General features: G+C 74.2%; 17 protein-coding genes. 12 read left to right on the forward strand and 5 right to left on the reverse strand.

Annotated elements, in window-relative coordinates:
• Positions 1 to 132 precede the first annotated feature (132 nt).
• The 4 genes from ACIO5D_RS36110 (at position 133) to ACIO5D_RS36125 (ending at position 4682) form a co-directional block, all read left to right on the forward strand.
• The gene (locus ACIO5D_RS36110; protein ID WP_363613319.1) at positions 133 to 1014 is read left to right on the forward strand and encodes a segregation/condensation protein A; all 882 of its coding nucleotides are present in this window, start codon (positions 133 to 135) and stop codon (positions 1012 to 1014) included.
• Between the two features lie 326 nt (positions 1015 to 1340).
• A complete protein-coding gene (scpB, locus tag ACIO5D_RS36115; protein WP_363613345.1) occupies positions 1341 to 2006 on the forward strand; it encodes an SMC-Scp complex subunit ScpB in 666 nt (221 codons plus the stop codon).
• The gene (locus ACIO5D_RS36120) at positions 2006 to 3481 is read left to right on the forward strand and encodes a pseudouridine synthase (protein WP_400800393.1); all 1476 of its coding nucleotides are present in this window, start codon (positions 2006 to 2008) and stop codon (positions 3479 to 3481) included. The genes scpB and ACIO5D_RS36120 overlap by 1 nt, the downstream gene beginning before the upstream one ends.
• A gap of 217 nt (positions 3482 to 3698) precedes the next feature.
• The gene (locus ACIO5D_RS36125; RefSeq protein WP_363613323.1) at positions 3699 to 4682 is read left to right on the forward strand and encodes a helix-turn-helix domain-containing protein; all 984 of its coding nucleotides are present in this window, start codon (positions 3699 to 3701) and stop codon (positions 4680 to 4682) included.
• Between the two features lie 32 nt (positions 4683 to 4714).
• Here ACIO5D_RS36125 and ACIO5D_RS36130 read toward each other — a convergent pair whose 3' ends face one another.
• From ACIO5D_RS36130 to ACIO5D_RS36140, 3 genes are read right to left on the reverse strand one after another with little or no spacing between them, the layout of a single operon-like run.
• Complete coding sequence (locus tag ACIO5D_RS36130) at positions 4715 to 5077, reverse strand: DUF952 domain-containing protein (RefSeq protein WP_363613325.1); 363 nt, start codon at positions 5075 to 5077, stop codon at positions 4715 to 4717.
• A 49-nt stretch (positions 5078 to 5126) separates the two neighbouring features.
• On the reverse strand, positions 5127 to 6698 hold the full coding sequence (locus ACIO5D_RS36135) for a mucoidy inhibitor MuiA family protein (RefSeq protein ID WP_400800396.1): 1572 nt from the start codon (positions 6696 to 6698) through the stop codon (positions 5127 to 5129).
• A 3-nt stretch (positions 6699 to 6701) separates the two neighbouring features.
• Positions 6702 to 8951 carry a DUF4139 domain-containing protein gene (locus tag ACIO5D_RS36140; protein ID WP_400800399.1) on the reverse strand — a complete coding sequence of 750 codons (2250 nt, stop codon included), beginning with the start codon at positions 8949 to 8951 and terminating at the stop codon, positions 6702 to 6704.
• 242 nt (positions 8952 to 9193) lie between these two features.
• On the opposite strand from ACIO5D_RS36140, the gene ACIO5D_RS36145 reads away from it, so the two are divergent.
• The 4 genes from ACIO5D_RS36145 to der all read left to right on the forward strand — a co-directional run bounded on the left by ACIO5D_RS36145 (position 9194) and on the right by der (position 13953).
• Positions 9194 to 10279, forward strand: a complete 1086-nt coding sequence (locus tag ACIO5D_RS36145) for a prephenate dehydrogenase (RefSeq protein ID WP_400659689.1) — start codon at positions 9194 to 9196, stop codon at positions 10277 to 10279.
• Positions 10280 to 10350: 71 nt separating this feature from the next.
• Entirely contained in the window at positions 10351 to 11463 is a 1113-nt protein-coding gene (locus ACIO5D_RS36150) for a DUF4419 domain-containing protein (RefSeq protein WP_400800402.1), read from the forward strand.
• A 142-nt stretch (positions 11464 to 11605) separates the two neighbouring features.
• The gene (gene cmk, locus ACIO5D_RS36155) at positions 11606 to 12319 is read left to right on the forward strand and encodes a (d)CMP kinase (RefSeq protein WP_363613335.1); all 714 of its coding nucleotides are present in this window, start codon (positions 11606 to 11608) and stop codon (positions 12317 to 12319) included.
• Positions 12320 to 12498: 179 nt separating this feature from the next.
• Positions 12499 to 13953, forward strand: a complete 1455-nt coding sequence (gene der / locus ACIO5D_RS36160) for a ribosome biogenesis GTPase Der (RefSeq protein ID WP_400659694.1) — start codon at positions 12499 to 12501, stop codon at positions 13951 to 13953.
• A 151-nt stretch (positions 13954 to 14104) separates the two neighbouring features.
• Here der and ACIO5D_RS36165 read toward each other — a convergent pair whose 3' ends face one another.
• A complete protein-coding gene (locus ACIO5D_RS36165; protein ID WP_400800405.1) occupies positions 14105 to 14815 on the reverse strand; it encodes a hypothetical protein in 711 nt (236 codons plus the stop codon).
• Between the two features lie 222 nt (positions 14816 to 15037).
• Positions 15038 to 15904, reverse strand: a complete 867-nt coding sequence (locus tag ACIO5D_RS36170; protein WP_400659642.1) for a hypothetical protein — start codon at positions 15902 to 15904, stop codon at positions 15038 to 15040.
• A 712-nt stretch (positions 15905 to 16616) separates the two neighbouring features.
• Between ACIO5D_RS36170 and ACIO5D_RS36175 the strand changes: the two genes are divergently transcribed.
• The 4 genes from ACIO5D_RS36175 (at position 16617) to ACIO5D_RS36190 (ending at position 20499) form a co-directional block, all read left to right on the forward strand.
• Positions 16617 to 17426: a transglycosylase family protein gene (locus ACIO5D_RS36175; RefSeq protein WP_400659639.1), complete on the forward strand. Its 810-nt coding sequence runs from the start codon at positions 16617 to 16619 to the stop codon at positions 17424 to 17426.
• Between the two features lie 324 nt (positions 17427 to 17750).
• A complete protein-coding gene (locus ACIO5D_RS36180; RefSeq protein ID WP_400800417.1) occupies positions 17751 to 18383 on the forward strand; it encodes an alpha-ketoglutarate-dependent dioxygenase AlkB in 633 nt (210 codons plus the stop codon).
• Between the two features lie 238 nt (positions 18384 to 18621).
• Entirely contained in the window at positions 18622 to 19482 is an 861-nt protein-coding gene (locus ACIO5D_RS36185; RefSeq protein WP_363614805.1) for an acyl-CoA thioesterase II, read from the forward strand.
• A 225-nt stretch (positions 19483 to 19707) separates the two neighbouring features.
• Complete coding sequence (locus ACIO5D_RS36190) at positions 19708 to 20499, forward strand: DUF1684 domain-containing protein (protein ID WP_363614803.1); 792 nt, start codon at positions 19708 to 19710, stop codon at positions 20497 to 20499.
• The last annotated feature ends 240 nt before the right edge of the window (positions 20500 to 20739 follow it).

Below are 20739 nucleotides of genomic sequence, written 5' to 3' on the forward strand. Positions count from 1 at the left end.
TGCCGGACGGCGCGCCGGGCGGGATCGAGCGGCGCGGGCCCGGGCCGGCCGGGCGCGTCCTGTGCATCGCGCGCGGCGTGTCGGCGGCACCGGCGGGGGGCGGGCGGCCCGGCCGGGTGAAGATGGACCGTCATGCCGAGCACCGCCGAACCGCCCGCCGCCGCTGGGACCTCCGTCGCCGTGGGGACCGCCGCCGCCGATGAGCCGCAGGGCGGCTTCCGGGTGCGGCTGGAGAACTTCGAAGGCCCCTTCGACCTGCTGCTGAGCCTGATCACCAAGCACCGGCTGGACGTCACCGAGGTGGCGCTGGCCACCGTCACCGACGAGTTCATGACGCACATCCGCGCCATGGGCCCGGACTGGGACCTGGACGCCGCGACCGAGTTCCTGGTGGTCGCCGCCACCCTGCTCGACCTCAAGGCCGCCCGGCTGCTGCCCGCCGCCGAGGTCGAGGACGAGGAGGACCTCGCCCTGCTGGAGGCCCGCGACCTGCTCTTCGCCCGCCTGCTGCAGTACCGGGCGTACAAGCGGGCGGCGGCCGTGTTCGGCGAGCGCTGGGCGGCCGAACTGCTCCGACACCCCAGGACCGCCGGCCTGGAGCCCCGGCACGCGGCGCTGCTGCCCGAGGTGGTGATCACCATCGGCACCGAGCGGTTCGCGCAACTGGCGGCCAGGGCGATGACGCCCAGGCCCGAGCCGGTGGTCTACGTGGACCACATCCACACCCCGCCGGTCAGCGTGCGCGAGCAGGCGGGGCTGGTGGCCGGGCTGCTCGGCGAACTCGGGGAGGCGTCGTTCCAGCAGCTGGTCGCGGACGCGCCGGACACCCTGGTGGTGGTCGCCCGTTTCCTGGCGCTGCTGGAGCTGTACCGGGAGCGGGTGCTCGCCTTCGAGCAGCCGGAGGCGCTGGGCGAGCTGCTGGTGCGGTGGGTGGCCGAGGCGGACCGGGGCGAGGTCGAGGTGACGGACGAGTTCGACCGGCCGGCGGGCGAGCGGAAGGAGGACGGGCGCTGATGGACGGCGGTCTGGAGAGCGGGGGCGTGGAGAACGGGGGCCCGGAGGCCGGCGTTCAGGAGGCCGGGGCTTCGGAAGGGGGCGGGCGGCCGGCGCGGCGGCCGCTCGGCCTGCCGGGGCGGCCGCGGGCCGAGGAGTGGCTGGAACCGGCCCCGCTGCCGGTGGTGCCCGGGCCCTCGGCCGCCCCGGCCGTCGGACCCGGGGTACGCACACCGGAGGCGGCGGGCCGGGTCGTGCACCAGAAGTCGGCCCCGCCGACTTTCTGTGACGGCGGTGACGGTCGTGACGGCGGCGGCACGGGGGAGGGTTTCGGACTCAAGGCCGAGCTGGAGGCGATCCTGATGGTCGTGGACGAGCCGACCGGGGAGGCCCACCTGGCGTCCGTCCTGGAACGGCCCCGGGCCGAGGTGGCGGCGGTGCTGCGCGAGCTGGCGGCCGAATACACCGCCCAGGGCCGGGGCTTCGACCTGCGCCTGGTGGCCGGCGGCTGGCGGTTCTACACCCGGGCCGAGTGCGCGCCCGCCGTGGACCGCTTCGTCCTGGACGGCCGGCAGGCCCGGCTGACCCAGGCCGCGCTGGAGACTCTGGCGGTCGTCGCCTACCGTCAGCCGGTGTCCAGATCGCGGGTCTCCGCCGTCCGCGGTGTGAACTGTGACGGCGTGATGCGTACCCTGGTACAGCGAGGACTGGTGGAAGAGGCCGGATCCGAGCCCGAAACAGGTGCGATCCTGTATCGGACGACGAACTACTTCCTGGAACGGATGGGGCTCCGCGGCCTGGACGAGCTGCCGGAGCTCGCTCCCTTCCTGCCCGAGGTCGACGACGTGGAAGCGGAGTCCCTGGAGGGCACGATGATCGCGGAGGCGGTCGCCGCCGCGCAGGCCGCGGACGGCAGAGGCGAGGCCGATCGGGCTGCGCCTGATCGGCAGGGGGCGGTGAGGTCGGCCGAAACGACCGCACATCCCAGACGGAACGACGTACGGACACTTTGATGCGTAGCAGTGGCAACGGCAGGAACAGCAGTGGCGGCGGAAGCGGCCGCGGCGGACAGGGCGGGGGCCGGGGCGGCGGCTCCCACGGGGGCGGCTCCGGCCGCGGCGGCTCGGGCTCGTACGGCGGTGGCTCGGGCTCCTCGCGGGGCGGCTCCGGCTCGTACGGCGGTGGCTCGCGTGACGGGTCCGGCTCGTACGGTGGCGGTTCGGGCTCCTCGCGGGGTGGCTCGGGTTCGTACGGCGGCGGCTCCGGTTCGCGGGGCGGATCGGGTTCGTACGGCGGTGGTTCGGGCTCCTCGCGCGGTGGCTCGGGTTCGTACGGCGGTGGCTCGGGCTCCTCGCGGGGCGGCTCCGGCTCGTACGGTGGCGGCTCGCGGGGTGGCTCGGGTTCGTACGGCGGCGGCTCCGGTTCGCGCGGTGGCTCCGGCTCGTACGGGCGGGACGACCGGCGCGACAGCCGTCGGGACGACCGGCGCGACGACCGCCGGTACCCCGACCGCCCGCTGCGGCCCGAGGAGCGGCGCTACGACCGCCCCGAGTACGGCGGCGGCCCCAACGCCACCCCCGCGCGCGGCGGTTTCACCGGGCGACGCCCCGGCCCGGCCCCGCGCCCGCGCCGCGAGGGCCAGGGTGCCCCGGGCGACCCGCGCCGCCAGCCCCAGCGCTCCCGCGAGCTCCAGGCCAAGATCGAGGACGCCGTCCTCGCCCGGCACGACAAGCCGGCCGTGAAGCTGCCCAAGACCTTCGGCGAGCCCGAGGGCGAGCGGCTGCAGAAGGTGCTGGCCCGGGCCGGCATCGGCAGCCGTCGGGCCTGTGAGGAGCTGATCGAGCAGGGCCGGGTCGAGGTCAACGGCAAGCTCGTGACCGAGCAGGGCAAGCGGGTCGACCCGCAGAAGGACGAGATCAAGGTGGACGGCCTGACCGTCGCCACCCAGTCCTACCTGTTCTTCGCGCTCAACAAGCCGGCCGGCGTGGTCTCCACCATGGAGGACCCGGACGGCCGCCAGTGCCTCGGCGACTACGTGACCAACCGGGAGACCCGCCTCTTCCACGTCGGCCGCCTGGACACCGAGACCGAGGGCATCATCCTGCTCACCAACCACGGCGAGCTGGCCCACCGCCTCACCCACCCCCGGTACGGCGTGACCAAGACCTACCTGGCCGCCATCCAGGGCCCGATCCCGCGTGACCTGGGCAAGCAGCTCGCCCAGGGCGTCGAGCTGGAGGACGGCTTCGCCCGCGCCGACAGCTTCAAGGTGATCTCCAACGTCGGCAAGAACTACCTGGTCGAGGTGACCCTGCACGAGGGTCGCAAGCACATCGTCCGCCGGATGCTGGCCGAGGTCGGCTTCCCGGTCGAGAAGCTGGTGCGCACCCACTTCGGCCCGATCGCGCTGGGCGACCAGAAGTCGGGCTGGCTGCGCCGGCTGACCAACCCCGAGGTCGGCCAGCTGATGCACGAGGTCGGCCTGTAGGGCCACCCGCCCGCCGGATCGTGAGGGTCCCCCGCCACTCGGCGGGGGGCCCTCACGCCGTTCGGCGGGGTCCCGCTGTGAACCCGACCGCACCGCCGGTCACCGCCTTGTCAGCGTGATGATCCGTGGCCGAGGATTGCCACCTGACCACGACCCGCCGAGTGGCGGGACTGCGCCATCCGCGGCGCGGGTGCGAGGCGAACGGGGGAGCGGCGTCGTGTCCGATGCACCACTCAGCGCACTGGGACTGGCCGCGCCGGACGGACAGGTCTACGCGGCGCTGGTGGCCAATCCGCAGTCGACGGCGGAGGACCTGGCCGGCGCCTGCGGCCTGACGCTCCAGCAGAGCGTCCGCGCACTGGACCGGCTGGCGCAGCAGGGCATGGCGACCCGGGCACCGGTGGACCGCCACCGCTTCCTGCCGGTGGCCCCCGACGTAGCGATAGGCACCCTGATCGGCCACCGCGAGTCCGAACTGCGCCACGCCCGGGCCGAGATGCACCGTCTGATGGACGCCTTCCGGGAGGCCTCGCGCTACACCGACCCGGCGCACTCGGTCGAGGTGCTGACCGGTGGCGAGGCGATCGCGCAGCGGCTGGAGCACATCACGGAGACCAGCCAGTACCAGGTCCGCGGCTTCGACTGCCCCCCGTACATCCAGGACCCGGTGGCCGGCATCCCGTTGCAGCGCCAGCGGATGACCGAGGGGCTGCGGTTCCGGACGATCTACGACCGGGAGGCGGTGGCCTGGCCGGGCCGGCTGGAGAAGAACATCCTGGCCGGTGTCGCGGACGGCGAGGAGGCGAGGGTCCGGCCGGTCCTGCCGATGAAGATGGTCATCTCGGACGACCGGATGGCGATCATCCCGATCAGCGTCGGCGACAGCGTCCTCGACGCCGCCTATGTGATCCACCCCTCCGCGCTGCTCCAGGCGCTGGACACGCTCTTCGAGGCGGAGTGGGAGCGTGCGGTGCAGCTCCAGGCGGCGATCGGCGCCGACGAGGGGGCGCTGGAGCCGGAGGCCGACCACCGCAAGCTGCTCGGCCTGCTGGCGGCCGGCCTCACCGACGAGTCGATCGCCCGCTCGCTCGGCTGGAGCGCCCGGACCACCCAGCGCCGGCTGCAGAGCCTGATGCGCGCGCTGGGCGCCACCACCCGCTTCCAGGCGGGCATGGCGGCCCGGGAGCGGGGCTGGCTGTAGGGCGCGTCCAGACGGGGCCGGGGCGGCGGGGCTCAGCTCCAGGGGGTGAGGCTCTCCCAGCGGCCGTCCGGGCCGCGTTCGACCTTCTCCAGGCCGACCACGGCGGTCCGGTTCAGCCGTCCGTAGATGTGCGGGAACAGCACGCCTGGGGTGGCCCCTGGCGGCGGTGCGCCGTGCGGGGCCTCCCACCTGACCATCGGTTCCACCAGCGACTCCTCGATCAGCAGCACCATCAGCGGACCGGGGGTGTCGGCGAAGAAGGCGTTGGCCACCGCGAGTGCCGTCTGCTCGTCCGCCGAGCAGTGGATGAACCCGTCGGTGAGCAGCGAGGCGGTGGCGTACGGCCGGCCGGGGTCGGTCAGCCAGTCGTCCAGGGGGGCGAGGTGCAGGATCATGTACCTGTTCTACCTGAACGCCCGTCACGGCGGGGGTTCGCGCGGGGTGTCACAGGCCCGCCACCCTGGCGGTCGCCGACACCTCGTACACCAGCGTGACCGTCCGCCGCGCGCCCGGGCCGAGCGGCAGGTCCCAGCGGACGATGCCGTCGGCGTCGAAGGCGTCCGGCGGGGGGGAGCAGTCCTCCTTGCGCAGCCGCACCTCCACCGCCGACACCTCGGAGACCGGCACCCGCTCGCGCACCGCGACCAGCTGTTCGTCGCGCTCCTCCGGCCCGGAGAAGCGTGAGATGTGCAGCCGTACCGTCCGGGTGGTCACCGAACGCTGGGAGAGGCCCGTGGTGGCCTGCCGCTCCTCGGTCTCGCGGACCACCCGGTAGCCGTCCGAACTGCCGAACGCCAGCTCGGCGTCGGCGCCCGCCGCCGTGAAGGGCAGCTCGCCCCGGCCGGTGAAGCCGCTGCCGCGGACCAGCTCCACCGGTCCGGCGAGCAGCGCGTGCCCGGCCGCGTTGCGGAACCGGACCACCTGGGTGACCAGCGGAGACAGCTCCGGCGCGCACGCGTACTCGCTGCTCGCCGGCACCGTGAAGCCGCTCAGCGGCACCCGGTGCGCCCGGCCGTCGGAGGGGACGGTGGCCGGTGCGGGCGCGCGCAGCACCCGGACCTCGCCGCCGTCGTCCACGCCCGGCACCGTCTCGGACGGGCCGAGGGCGCCGACCGCCTCCTCGCGCAGCTCGACCGCGACGGTGCGCCGCTCCTCGGCGCCGCGCTCGCGCAGCGTCAGCACGTCCTCGGCGAGCGCGGGCGGCTGGGTGGCCAGCGCGGAGCGGGCGGTGGAGAGGGTGAGCCGGACGCCCGTCCAGTCCTCGCCGGTGCGCTGCCAGACCACCGCCTCCGACTCCAGGTGCAGACCGCCGTCGGCCAGGGCGGCCCGGTAGGACGGCCGCCAGAGGGCGCACGGCACCAGGTGGCTGACGGTCAGCCGGACCGGGCCCGCGGCCCGCGCCTCGACGGTGAGTTCGAGGTGGGCGACTAGGTCGGCCGGCTCCTCCTCGGCCTCGTCGAGCGCGATCCGGGCCAGGGACCGCTCCTCCTCCAGCTCGCGCAGCCGGGAGCGGGTGGCGCGCAGTTCCTCGCCGTAGCGCTCGCGCTCGGCGTCCACCCGGTCCAGCTCGCGCGCCCAGCGGGCCCGCTCGACCTCGCCGGCGCCGGCGCCCTCGCCGATCTCGCGCAGCAGGTCCGCGCTGAGCTGGGCGAGCAGGGCCAGCCGGGCCTCCAGCCGGTCGTGCGACCGGTCCTCGTGGCGGGCCCGTTCGTCGAGCTCGTGGACGCGCCGGCGCAGCTCGGAGTCGCCCGGGCCCGGCGGCAGCGGGGCGTGCGGGGTCCAGGCACGCACGACGCGGGCGTCCAGCACCCGGGCGCCGCCACCGGCTCCGGTGAACCCGGCCGGTCCGGTGGCCTCGGCGCGCAGGGTGCGGTCGACCGTGAGCGCGGTGACCGGGCCGAGGCGCAGCCGCTGCACACCGGCGGCGAGTTCGACGGTGGCGGTGCGCTCGACCTGGCTGCGGTCCTCCAGACAGGTGACAGCGGTGACGGGGAGGGGGATCGTGCTGGTGCTCATCGTTCAGTTCCTCCGGTTTCCGCCGACGATGGCCTTTCCGGCCGGGATTCTGATCTGGTAGCCGCCGTCGAGCTCGGCCCGGCCGCCCGGCGGCAGCTCGACCCGCCAGAGCCGGGTGCTCGGCGGGCAGTCCGGCGAGGACACCGCCGGCGCGTGCCAGTCGGCCCGCTCCTCGATCCTGATCTCGGCGTCGGACGCGACCGGCACGCGCTCGCGGACCTCCACGGTGACGGTGTGGCCGAGCCGGTTCGCCAGCTCCACGTGCACCCGGTGGTCGAGCACGGTGCTGCTGTTCAGCATGCCCGTGGTGGACTCGCGCAGCTCGGTGCGGCGCGCCACCTCGATGCTCTCGGTGACGCCGGTGCCGAGCCGGCGCAGGCCGCCCGGCGCGAGGGTGGGCAGGGCGGCGGTGAGCAGGAACTCGTCGTCGACGGTGACCTCGACGGGACCGGCCAGGACGGCCCGGTCGGTCCGGTTCGCGATCACCAGCGTGCCGTACACCTTCTCCTCGACGGAGGGGACGGTGACGTACTCGGGGCGGACGCTCACCGGGATCTCGTCGATCGTGACGGTGTGCCAGGTGCCGTCGGACGGGATGTCGGCGGGCGCGGCGGCGTCGAAGCGGTGGTCGAAGGAGCCGGCCGAGACGCGGGGCGGTACGGCGTGGCGGGGGAGCGGGAGGGGCGGCAGGGCGGCGCCGGTCCGCTCGAACGAGGTTCTGGGGGCGGGCGGGCGGAGGATGCCACGGCGGGCGGCGGGTTCGTCGGGGCCGGCCAGGACGAGGGAGGGGTAGTCGAGGAGCGCGGCGTCGGGGGCGGGGGGTGCTTCGGGGGATCCGGGGGTGTCGGCGGTGCTGGTGCTGGTGCTGGTGGCGTTGGTGGATCCGGCGGCTTTGGCGGCGCCGGGGCCGGGGGCCGCGCCGCCCGCCCTGGCCCGGCGGGCGAGGACCGGCGCCGGGGCCGGGCCTCCCGGCTGGGGCAGGGGCGGCGGCGGGGGCGCGCCGTAGCCGGCGAAGCCCGGGGGCGGCGGGAGCGGCTCGTCGGCGGACAGGACGCCTCCGAAGCGGGGCCCGCCGGGAGCGGCCGGGGCGACGGGGGCGGCAGCGGCGACGGGGGCCGCGAGGAACGGGGGTGTGGCGGCCGCGACGGCGAGCGGGCCCCGTCGGCGCGGCTCGGGGCGCGGGCCCGGCGCGTCGTAGCCGGTGAACAGGTCGGCCAGGCCCGCCGGGGGCTCGCGCCAGCCGGAGGGCGGCGGGGCGGGCTGGCTGCGGCCGATCCGCAGCGAGCGCAGCCGGGGCAGGTCGGTGCGCCGTTCCAGGTCGGCGGTGGAGAGGGCGAGGCGCACGCCCGTCCAGTCCTCGCCGGTCTGCTGGGCCACCGAGGCGCGCAGGACCAGCCGTCCGGTGTCGGACCCCTGCCGGTACGACAGGCGGTAGGCGGGCACCCAGCGGGCGGCCGGGACGCCGTACTCCACCTCGATGTGGAGGTCGGTGGTGTTCGCGGTGGTGCTGTCGGCGGTGTCGGCGGGCGTTTCGTCGGGCGTGGTGGGGGTGGTGAGGGTGAGCAGGACGGTCGCGGAGGTCTCCACGGGCCGGGCCGGGTCGGCCGTCGAGGCACGCTCCAGCCGGTCGGTGAGCACCTCGGTGCGGTGCTCGGCGAGTTCGAGCTCCCGGGTGAGCGCCTCGGCCCGCCGGTGCAGCCCGGCCAGCCGCTCGTCGACGAAGTCGGCCAGCTCCAGCCAGGCGTCCGCCGGTGTCCGGCGATGCGGGTCGCCGTGCCGCCGCTGCGGTGGCACGGCGCGCAGCGAGGCCGTCTCGGCGATGGCGGTGAGGACCAGCCGGTGCCGCTCGCGGACGGCGCTCTCGCTCTCCCGGGCATCGTTCAACTCGCGTCGGAGATCAGGGAGTTCGGCGGTCGTGCGGAGCTCTGCGACCGGTTCGAGCCGGGCCTCGGTGACGGCGGTGCCGGGGGGAGCGTCGAGCACCCTGGCCCGCAGCGTACGGCCGTCGAGCACCCGGGGCAGTCCGGTCAGCCGAAGCCGCCCGCCCGGCGGCACGGCCACCCGGGCCCGACGGCGGCAGACCGCGCCGGCCGCGTAGACCACCACCGAGTCGAGCACGGACGGATGGGCCGGGACCGCCGGGCCCGGGTGGTGCCGTCCGTCGCCGGGCCCGTTGTCCTGTCCGGTGTCCGGTCCGTTGTCCCGCCCGTCGCCGTCGTACGGCTTGTCGTCCGTGCTTCGCCGATCGTCCACCCGCCAACCCCTTCGCTTCCGTTCGCGTCGCTCGCGCCGCGCCACCCTCGGGCGGCCAGTCTGCCCCGCCGTGGCACGGGCGGCTCCGGATTTCGCCGTGCGCGGCGTGTGGGAGGACGGGCCCGGCGGTGGGGTGGTTGCGGCGGCGACAAGTGGCCCGTGATGGCCGCAGGGCTCGTGGGGATGCGAGAGGATGGGGCAGCACGTCCAGGCCAGCCCCCCGTGAGGAGAGCCACCCCGCCATGCGCACTGCCGCCGTCGTCGGTACCGGACTCATCGGCACCTCCGCCGCGCTCGCCCTGACCGGCCGCGGGCTGACCGTCCATCTGGAGGACGCCGACCCGGACGCGGCCCGGACCGCCGCCTCGCTCGGCGCCGGCATCACCGAACCCGCCGACGGACCGGTGGACCTGGCGATCATCGCGGTCCCGCCCGCGCTGGTCGGCAGGGTGCTGGCCGACTGCCAGCGCCGGGGCCTGGCCCGCTGCTACACCGATGTCGCCAGCGTCAAGGCCGGCCCGCGGGCCGAGGTGGCCGCGCTCGGCCTCGACACCGTCCACTACATCGGCAGCCATCCGATGGCCGGCCGCGAGCGCTCCGGTCCGCTGGCCGCCCGCGCCGACCTGTTCGAGGGGCGGCCCTGGGTGCTGACCCCCACCGCCGACACCGACACCGAGACGCTCAACGCCGTCCTGGAACTGGTGGCGCTCTGCGGCGCGATGCCGATCGTGATGGACGCCGCCGCGCACGACCGCGCCGTCGCCCTGGTCTCGCACGCCCCGCAGCTGCTCTCCTCGCTGGTCGCCGCCCGGCTGGAGCACGCCGACGAGACGGCCATAAGGCTCTCCGGCCAGGGCGTCCGGGACGTCACCCGGATCGCCGCCTCCAACCCCGGGATGTGGATCGACATCCTCTCCGCCAACGCGGGCGCGGTCGCCGACATCCTGGAGGAGGTCGCCGTCGACCTCGGCGACACCGTCACCGCCCTGCGTGCCCTGGAGGCCGCCGAAGAGGGCGAGCGGCATGCGGGCGCGGCCGGCATCGAGGCCGTGATGCGCCGGGGCAACACCGGTCAGGCCCGCATCCCCGGCAAGCACGGTTCGCCGCCCACCCGCTACGAGACCGTCGCGGTGGTCCTCGGCGACCAGCCCGGCGAGCTGGGCCGCCTCTTCGGCGAGGTCGGCGCGGCCGGGGTCAACATCGAGGACGTCGACATCGAGCACTCCACCGGCCAGCAGGTCGGCTTCGTCCAGCTGTCGGTCGCCCCGGCGGCGGTGAAGCCGCTGACGGTCGCGCTGCGGGCCAGCGGGTGGAGCGTCCGGGACTGAGCGAGGCGCTTCGCCTCCGGGTGGTCGAGGGTCGGGGCGGCCGCGGGCCGAACGCCGGTGGGGGACGGGGAATGATCATCGATGTGCCGCTCGCCGAGGGCGAGCCGGGCGACGTACGCGAGCTGGCCGCCGTCGGCAACGACGGGTTCCTGGCGGCGGTGGTGGGCGGCGGGTTCCGCATCCACCACCGGAGCACGGCGACGCTGCTGGACACCGCGCGCCCTCGGCACGACCCCGCCGAGGGCGAACCGAGCTGGAGCCTGCTGGTGCGGGCGGCCCATCTGGCGTTCGCCGGGCACCTGCCGCTCAGCCTGTCGCCGGACGTGCTCTGGTACGCCGTCGTCCACGAGATCGCCGTGCATCTGCGGCTCAACGCCGAGCAGTACGCCGGGCTGTTCACGAGGACGCCGGGCGAGCGGTCGACCATCACGGTCCGGGACGACAGCCTGCTCGGCCCCGATCCCGACTGGGCCCGTTCGATCCGCCTGGTCCGCGAACCGCTGGAGCAGGCGCTCGGGGCGGAGACCGTGGAGCTGTTCCAGCCGTCCTTCTCCACGACCACACCCGACGACGTGTCGGCCGCGCTGGTCGCGCTGATGGACGTGGTCAGCCCGTACTACGAGTTCCGCTGGGAATCGCTGTGCGGCATCCCGAGCATCCGGCTGGAGGGCACGGCGGAGGACTGGCGGCTGCTGGCGTCGCGGGTGGGCGAGCTGGAGCAGTGGTTCGACGGGCTGCGCCCGTGGTTCGCGGACCTGCGGCCGGTGCTGGACACCATCGCCCGGGCGGCGGCGGGCGAGGTGGACGAGGAGTTCTGGCGCTCGCTGTACACATGGGAGTCGATGTCCGGCGGGGACTTCGTCTCCGGCTGGATCACGGCGTTCTTCGCCCACACCCAGACGCCCGACGGGCCCCGGCCGAGGGAGACCTTCGGCTGGCGCGGTCGGCAGGACCGTCGGCGACGCCGGCGCGTCCGGCCGGACGGCCGGACGGATCGGCCGGTGAGGTTTCTGGAGAACGACTTCCCGTCGCACGTCTCCAAGGTCCCGTTCCAGTGGGAGCGGCCGGGCGGCATTCGTGCCATGGCCTTCGTGGCCGGGATACTCGGAGTGGAGCGGGACGGGGAGTTCGTCCGGCCGAGGCTCGGGCATGCGGTGCTGGAGATGGACCGGGCCGGGGTCTGACGCGGCCGGACCGGGGTCTGGCGCCGGTCCATTAACCTTGAGGGAGACATTCCCAGGTTTCCGGTTCCCGGCTGCCGGTTTCCTTCCGGCTTCCGTCCCGTTGACATGCTTCAGGCTTCAGGCCTTAGAGAGAGGTTCGCCCGTGGACACTGCCGACCGAGCGCACGCCCCGGTCGTCGTCGCCATCGACGGACCCTCCGGCTCCGGCAAGTCGACCGTCTCGCGGGCGGTCGCCGCCAGGCTGGGCCTGAGCTTCCTGGACACCGGCGCCATGTACCGGGCGATGACCTGGTGGATGCTGGCCAACGGCGTCGACGTGGACGACCCGGAGGCCGTGGCCGTCGCCTGCGGCAAGCCGGTGATCGTCTCCGGCACGGACGCGGACGGCCCGACCATCACGGTCGACGGTCGGGACGTCTCCGGCCCGATCCGCGGTCCCGAGGTGACGGCGCAGGTCAGCGCGGTGTCCGCGGTGCCGGCGGTGCGCTCGCGACTGGTCGAGCTGCAGCGCGGCTGCGCCCGGGTCGCCGAGCGCGGCATAGTCACCGAGGGCCGGGACATGGGGACCGTGGTGTTCCCGGATGCCACCGTCAAGATCTTCCTGACCGCCTCGGAGACGGCCCGCGCCGAGCGGCGGGCGGCCGAGCTGCGGGCGAAGGGCGTGGACGAGGCGACCATCACCGCGATGGCCGCCGACCTGGCACGCCGGGACGCGGCCGACTCCTCGCGGAAGACGGCCCCGCTGACCCAGGCCGCGGACGCGGTGCTGGTGGACACCAGCGAGCTCACCCTGGAACAGGTGATCGGCACGATCACCGCGCTGGTGGAGGAGCGGGCCGGGCTGTCCGCGGTCTGAGCAGGGCGTTGGAACGTCCCGGGCGTCGAGTCGTCCCGGGACATGGATCATCCGGGCGTTGGTTCGTCCGGCCGGTGCCGTGGTGGCACCTTCACTGAAGTACTCGCGCTGCCCCGATCGGGCAGGTACGCACGGCGCGCCCCTGGGAAGGGCCGGGCCGGGAAACGGAAAACACGAACATGACCGCAGAGCACTCCACCACCGGCCACGGTGAGCTGGACGCCGCCGAGTACGCCGAGTTCATGGCGCTCGCCGCCGAGGAGGGGTTCGACCCCGAGGACGTCGACGGCCTCGGTGACGCCGACCACGCGCCGCTGCCGGTGCTGGCCGTCGTCGGCCGCCCGAACGTCGGCAAGTCGACCCTGGTGAACCGCATCATCGGACGCCGTGAGGCCGTCGTCGAGGACAAGCCGGGCGTCACCCGGGACCGCGTCAGCTACGAGGCCAGCTGGAACGGCCGCCGCTTCAAGGTCGTCGACACCGGCGGCTGGGAGATCGACGTCCTCGGGATCGACGCCATGGTGGCGGCGCAGGCCGAGCTGGGCATCGAGACCGCCGACGCGGTGCTGTTCGTCGTCGACGCCACCGTCGGTGCCACGGACACCGACGAGGCCCTGATCAAGATCATCCGCCGGGCCGGCAAGCCGACCGTGCTCTGCGCCAACAAGGTCGACGGCCAGTCCACCGAGGCCGAGGCCGCGTACCTCTGGTCGCTCGGTCTGGGCGAGCCGTACGCCGTCTCCGCCCTGCACGGCCGCGGCTCCGGCGACCTGCTCGACGCCGTCATGGCCGCCCTGCCCGAGGCCCCGCCGCAGACCTTCGGCGACGCCGTGCTCGGCGGCCCGCGCCGGGTCGCGCTGATCGGCCGCCCCAACGTGGGCAAGTCCAGCCTGCTCAACAAGGTCGCCGGCGAGGAGCGGGTGGTCGTCAACGAGCTGGCCGGCACCACCCGTGACCCGGTCGACGAGATGATCGAACTCGGCGGCAAGACCTGGAAGTTCGTCGACACGGCCGGTATCCGCCGCCGCGTCCACCTGACCGCCGGCGCCGACTTCTACGCCTCGCTGCGCACCTCCGCCGCGCTGGAGAAGGCCGAGGTCGCGGTCGTCCTGGTCGACGCCAGCGAGACCCTGGCCGAGCAGGACACCCGGATCATCTCGATGGCCGTCGAAGCCGGTCGCGCCGTCGTGATCGCCTACAACAAGTGGGACCAGCTGGACGAGGAGCGCCGCTACTACCTGGAGCGCGAGATCGAGCGCGACCTCGTCCAGGTGCAGTGGGCCCCCCGGGTCAACGTCTCGGCCAAGACCGGCCGGCACATGGAGAAGCTCGTCCCGGCGATCGAGACCGCGCTGGCGGGCTGGGAGACCCGTATCCCGACGGCCCGGCTGAACGCCTTCCTCGGCGAGCTGGTCGCCGCGCACCCGCACCCGATCCGGGGCGGCAAGCAGCCGCGCATCCTGTTCGGCACCCAGGCGGGCACCCGTCCGCCGCGCTTCGTCCTGTTCGCCTCGGGCTTCCTGGAGGCCGGGTACCGCCGGTTCGTCGAGCGCCGGCTGCGTGAGGAGTTCGGCTTCGTCGGGACGCCGATCTCGATCTCGGTCCGGGTGCGGGAGAAGCGCAAGCGCAAGTAGTAAGCAGTCGGTCCGGCCGTGGCTACGGGTACGGCGACGGACGCGGCGCGGTGCGTACCGGTTGTGTGTCGGTGCGCGTCGGAGCCGGTGAGGGCCCCGCCACTTCGGTGGCGGGGCCCTTGTGCGTGCGGGGGTGGGGGGAGGGCGGGGGTCAGTGCTGGTCGCTGCCGCGGCCCGGGGGGAGGGAGAGCAGGTTGCGGTGCCGTCCGCCGGTGCTCTGGCGGGTGGTGGTCTGGGGGGCGGTGTTCTCTCCGGGAGTGGTGGTGCCGTTGTCGGTGCCGGGACCGAGGGCCGGTGCGGGCGCCGGCGGCGGCGCGGGCATCGGGTGCGGGACCGGCCCGAGGTAGCCGGCGGCCACCCAGCCCTGGCCGTTGGTGAAGTGGGAGGCGGGCTGGGCGGGGGGTGCGTCCTGGTGGCCGTTCGGGGTGTGCCGGTTGTTGTGATCGGCGCGACCGCCCTGGTTGGCGTGGTTGGGATGGCCGGCCGGGGCGGTGTGGCCGCCGCTGTCGCCGGTGGGGTCGCCGGGGGCGCCAAGGGGACCGTGTCCGCCGACCGGGTCGCCCTGGCCGCCGTGGTGGGTGTGGCCGGCCGCCCCGGAGCCGTTCTGCTGGCTCGGCATGAACTGGGGAATGCCGGCGGCCTGCCCAGCGTAGGTGTGGAACGCCTGGTGCTGCGGCGGGTACGGGCGAGGGTCGGCGAGTACCGGGTAGCCGTCCCGGACCGCGAAGCCGGCGAACTTCAGGTTCTCCTCGCCGGAGCGGTCGCCCGGCAGCGCCCGGAACAGACGCCGGTACTCGGAGTACAGCTCGTCGTAGATCGGTGTCGCCGAGTGCGGGTGCTCCGCGTCGTACGACGGGCGCATGCCCGGGATCGCGCGGGGAGCACTGGGGGACCGGCGGTGGGATGCGGGGACGTCGTAGCTGTACACGTAGGGGCCAACGAGTGAGAGCGGCAGGGGATGCGGGGTTGCACCGCCCCGGGAGCGCGGTCAGGGCGCCTGGGGCGGTGCGGAGACGCGGGGTGCCGCGGCGTTCGCGCCGTCGGCGCGCGGCACCCCGGCATGCGGGGCGGCGAAGGGGACGGCTCAGGTGCCGGCGAGCGGGAGCGAGGCGGCGACCACCTGGCCCAGCGCCACGGCGCGTTCGAGCGCCTGGCGGAGCAGGTCCTCGCGGGGCTGACGGCCGACCATGCCCGCCGGAACGGCGTACATCGTCACCTCGGCGAGCTGGTTCGCCGCGAACCGCCATGCGTCGGTGACCTGGAGCGGCTGGTGCGCCTGCCACCAGCCGGTGCTGCCGCCGGCGGCAGCGGGCTGGAGAATCGCGTGCAGCTTGCCCATCGCCACCAGCACGGACCAGCCGGGCAGTTGGTCCGGTGTCTTGTCGAGATCGGTGACGAGCTGGAAGCCCGCGTCCTGGAGGAGGTCCAGGAACTCGTCCGTGCCCGAGGTGTTGCCCGGCCGGCCGACCGGCCCGGTCGGCTCGACCACCAACGAGGCGTGGCCGGCGTCGCCGTGCAGGATCAGCCCGCAGGTGATGCCCAGGACGGCGGCCTGGCCCGCCGCGCTGGGCGTGGTGGGGGTGGGGGCCGGGGCGGCGGGGGCCGGGGCGGGTGCGGCGGGGGCCGGAATCGAGGCGGAGGGGGCCGCCGGGGCCGCCGCGGGTGCGTCGGCCTGGGCCTGGCTGATGCTGCGCACCGCGCCGACCAACTGCTCCTCGGAGACCGGCACCACCTGCGAGGGGATGCAGCGGGCGTGGGCGAAGGCGAGCACCGCCGTCTCCTCGCCCACGAACAGCACGGTGCTGGTGGGCTCCTGGAACGAGTCGCCGGGGGTGCGGCAGGAGGTGCACTCGTAGCTGTCGGGGGCGTGGGCGCCGCCGAGTAGGCGGTCGGCCTCGTCGTCGCCGATCTCGGATCGGACCTCGTCGCTGACGTTGAGCATGCGCGGCACTGGGACTCCTCTGTGGGCTGTCGGGCTGTCGGGCTGTCGGGCTGTCGGGCTGTCGGGTACGTCGTGGGCGGGCGTGGGGTGTGCGGTGGGGCGGGTGTGGGGCGGGGTGGGGCTGGGCGGAGTGAGGGGTGCCGGTGGGGCCGGCCTGGGGGTGGACGAAGGGGTGCCTCCGGCCGCCATTACCAACGGACCCCTGTGTCAGGGGTCACGGGTGGCCGGTGAGGGTGACGGGAATTGCCCGGGATTCGACCGCGCCGCGTGGTCGCCTGCTCGCAATGTGTCGATGTCGATGGTGGGAGTGCCGGAATGGAAATGTGGGGTGAGACACGTCCTGGCGATGTTTGATCTAGGAAACGGCGGCCAAATCGGACATTTGGGTCACCATTGCATGGTCGTTACCGCAGGTAACCCATGGCTGAGCTGGGCAGACCGTTGAGTGTTTGGTTTCCGTGACTACCGGCTCGTAGCTTCTTTGGCGGTGCAACGAGCACCACCCGGGTTCACCCCCGACGCACAGCCCGCCGGCTCAGCCCGGCGTCGGCAGTGCCCGCCGATGTGACCGCTCGAACAGGTCCCCGGTGTGTGGCGGGTGGCCAGGGGCGGCGCGGCACGTCCGACACGTGCCCGGCCGCCCGGCGGACGCGGTGAGCGAAATCGGCCCCTTCGAGGGTCTGGTTCCGCATGCCCGCCCGGGGCTGTCGAGAGGAACCTCATGACCTTCCGTAACGAGACCGCCGCTGCCACCCCCTCCACCGTCACCAAGCGCAACCGTGTTCGGATGGCCGTGGTGGCGGGCGCCGCTGTCGCGGCCCTGCCGGTGGCCGGCCTCGTCACGGCCACCTCGGCCTCCGCCGCGTCCGTCTCCACCTGGGACAAGGTCGCCCAGTGCGAGAGCGGTGGCAACTGGGCCATCAACACCGGCAACGGCTTCTACGGCGGTCTGCAGTTCACCTCCAGCACCTGGGCCGCCTTCGGTGGCACCGCGTACGCCTCGCAGGCCCACCTGGCCACCAAGGCGCAGCAGATCTCGGTCGCGGAGAAGGTCCTCGCCTCGCAGGGTCCGGGCGCCTGGCCCGTCTGCTCCGTCAAGGCCGGCCTGACCAAGGGCGGCGCCCCGGCCGCCGTCGACACCTCGGCCGGCTCGACCGCCGCGAAGCCGGCCGCCCCGGCCACCACCCCGGCGCCGAAGCCCGCGCAGGCCCCGAAGGCCACCGAGGCTCCCAAGGCCGCCGCTCCCAAGGCCACCGAGGCTCCCAAGGCCGCCGCCGCGCCGAAGGCCGCCGACTCCGCCCAGTCGTGGAAGTCCGACAACGCCGCGAAGTCCGCCCAGGCGGGCAAGGGCCGGGCCTCGAACAACGCCAAGCCGGTCACCGGTGGCACCTACACCGTCAAGGCGGGCGACACCCTGAGCTCGATCGCCGCCGCCAAGGGCGTCGACTGGCACGCCCTGTACAACGACAACGCCAAGGTCATCGGCGGCAACCCCGACCTCATCCTCCCGGGCCAGACCCTCACCGTCTGATCTCCGGCGCGCGTCGTGGTTCCGTAGGCGCCGTCCTCGGTCCGCGTTGTTCCGACGGCCGCTTCTCCGCTGTGCGGGGGAGCGGCGGTCGGCGTTCCCGGCCGTGTCCGGGGCCGGGTTCCGGGTCGCGTCCCGTACCGGGGAGGGGCAGGTGCCCCGGTTTCACCGGTGCGCGAGGATGGTGGTGTGTCCCAGGGTGAACTCTTCGGCGAGCTCTCCGGCGAGCTGTTCGGTGCGGCTTCCGGCGGTGCTTCCGGTGGTGCTTCCGGAGCGGCCTCCGGCGAGCCTTCCGCGCGAGGGCGGTCCGAGCCCGCGCCCGGCGCCGTGCTCCTCCCCGGATGGCTCGACGCCGACGCCCAGCTCCGGCTGGTCGCCGCCTGCCGGGAGTGGGCCCGCCCGCCGGCCGGGATGCACACCGTCCGGATGCCGACCGGCGGCGTGATGTCCGTGCGGATGGTGAGCCTGGGCTGGCACTGGTACCCCTATGGGTATCGCCGCACCGCCGCCGACGGTACGCCCGTCAAGGCGTTCCCACCCGAACTCGGCGACCTCGCGCACCGGGCGGTCGCCGACGCGTACGGCGGGGAGGGCGAGCACGTTTCGGGCGTCGCGGGTATCGCGGGTGCCGGGGCGTACGAACCGGACATCGCCATCGTCAACCACTACCCGCACGGCGCGAAGATGGGTCTCCACCAGGACCGCGACGAGCGGGCCGACGCGCCGGTCGTCTCGCTGTCACTCGGTGACACCTGTGTCTTCCGGCTCGGCAACACCCGGACCCGCACCCGCCCGTGGACCGACCTGGAACTGCACAGCGGCGACCTGCTGGTCTTCGGCGGTCCGGCCCGCTACGCCTACCACGGCGTGGTCCGCACGCTGCCGGGCACGGCGGATCCGGCGCTCGGTCTCACCGGGCGGCTCAACATCACCATCCGTCAGTCCGGTCTGTTCGACTAGCTGGAGCCGTCCGGGGCTCCGGAGCCCGACCCCGAATCCTTGAGTCTCGAGTGTTCGAGTGCTTGAGTGCTCGAGTGCTCGAACCTCGTTCGAGTGAATCCGTCGAGGGCGCTCCGGTGTGCGGGAATTCCCGGGCCCTCCGGAGAATTCGACTGGGCTGGAGAATTCGATAGAACGGGCGCCGGCAGCCGGACGGAAGATCTCCGTCCGGGCCGGGTGTCCGGAGAGGAACGCACGCATGGGTACCCCCGTCGACGAACTCGTCGAACTGCTGGACCTTGAGCAGATCGAACTGAACATCTTCCGCGGGCGCAGCCCCGAGGAGGCGCTCCAGCGCACGTTCGGTGGCCAGGTGGCCGGCCAGGCGCTGGTCGCGGCGGGGCGCACGGTGGACGGCGACCGCCCCGTCCACTCCCTGCACGCCTACTTCCTGCGCCCCGGTGTGCCCGGCGTGCCGATCGTCTACCAGGTCGACCGGCTGCGCGACGGCCGCTCCTTCACCACCCGCCGGGTGCTCGCCATCCAGGGCGGCCGTTCGATCTTCGCCCTCACCGCCGACTTCCACCTCCCCGAGCAGGGCGGCATCGAGCACCAGTACCCGATGCCCGCCGTGCCGGCCCCCGAGAGCCTGCCCAGCGCGCTGGACGAGGTCGGCTCGCGGCTCGGCGAGCTGCCCCCGTTCATCAGCCGCCGGCAGCCCTTCGACATCCGGTACGTCGACCGGCTGCGCTGGACGAAGGAGGAGCTGGCCGGTGTCGAGGCCCGCAGCGGGGTCTGGCTGCGGACCAACGGCTCCCTGCCCGACGACCCGCTGATCCACGTCTGCGCCCTCACCTACGCGAGCGACATGACGCTGCTGGACGCGGTCCGGGCCCCCGTCGAGCCGCTCTGGGGCACGCGGCACTTCGACATGGCCTCGCTCGACCACGCGATGTGGTTCCACCAGCCGTTCCGGACGGACGACTGGCTGCTCTACCAGCAGGAGTCCCCGATAGCCCGCGGCGCCCGCGGTCTGGCGCGCGGGCAGATCTTCGACCGCCGCGGGCAGCTGGTGGTGTCGGTGGTGCAGGAGGGGCTGTTCCGGCCGCTGAAGGGCTGACACCGCAGGGTCGGTCGGGGGGCTGTCCGGGCCGGTCGAAGGCCGGTCGGGCCGGGGTGGTGGCCGTGGGGGCTGCCCGGCGTCGGCCGGTCCGGCTCCACGGGGTTCCGGATGCGGGAATGATCCACCCCGGGTTTCGGCGTTGATGCTGTTGACGGACTTGATGCTGGTGACGGACAAGGGATGGCCCGGGCGGGTCACGGACCGGAGTGGGAGGGCGTTTCGATGACGGCGACAGCCGCGGAGGAATGGAAGCACTGGAGCGACAGCCGAGCGGCGTCGGTGAGCGCGCCGCACGGGCAGCTGGCGCTGACCGGCACGCACTGGCTGGAGCCCGAGCCCGCCGGGATACCCGGCCTGCCCGGCCGCTGGTGGGCCGATGCCGAGGGCGTCCGGGTGCGGGCCGAGGCGGGTGACGGCATCACGGTCGCGGGAGCGTCGGCTCCCGTCGACGGTGAGGCGCTGCTCCGTCCGGACACCGACCCGGCCGGCGACACCGCCTCCCTGGGCGAGCTGCGGCTCGTGCCGATCGAGCGCGAGGGCGAGCTGGCCCTGCGCGTCTTCGACCCGGCCGCCCCGCGCCGGGTGTCCTTCGCAGGGATCTCCGCGTACCCCTACTCCCCGGAGTGGGCCGTCCCGGCGGTCTTCACGCCGTTCGAGGGCGACGGTGGGCAGGCCGTCCTCGTCCCCAACGCGGACGGCAAGGAGCGGCCGCTGGCTGTCGTCGGCCAGATCGCGTTCACCGTCGCGGGGGAGCACCGCACCCTGACGGTGAGTGGTTCCGGCGGCGGGCTCAGCGGTGTCATCGCGGACGCGACCAGCGGCACGGACACCTACCGCTTCCGCTTCATCACCCTCCCCGCCCCCGATGCCGACGGCCGCACGGTGCTCGACCTCAACCGGGCCTACCTGCCGCCGTGCGCCTTCGCCGACCACTTCATCTGCCCCTTCCCGCCGCCCGGCAACCGCCTGGACTTCGCGGTCGAGGCGGGGGAGAAGCACGTCCTGACGCGGTAGTCCGCGGGTCCGCGTCCGCGGGTCAGCTTCCGTAGGTCCGCTTCCGTGGATTCGCGCCGCCCACCGGCCCGGTGGGCGGCGGTGGGCTTCCGGCGCCTTCCAGCGGGTTTCCCCGGAGTTTTCCGCTGGGCGGGGTGCCCGCGCGGGCCGGGAGCCGACTGGTGGGTACCCCGGTGGGCGGGGCGTCGGCGGACGGGTCGAACATGGGTGGCTGTGTCGACCAATCATCCTGCCAATTCG

Origin of the sequence: Kitasatospora sp. NPDC087315 (assembly GCF_044744345.1) — a bacterium.
Lineage (GTDB): Bacteria > Actinomycetota > Actinomycetes > Streptomycetales > Streptomycetaceae > Kitasatospora.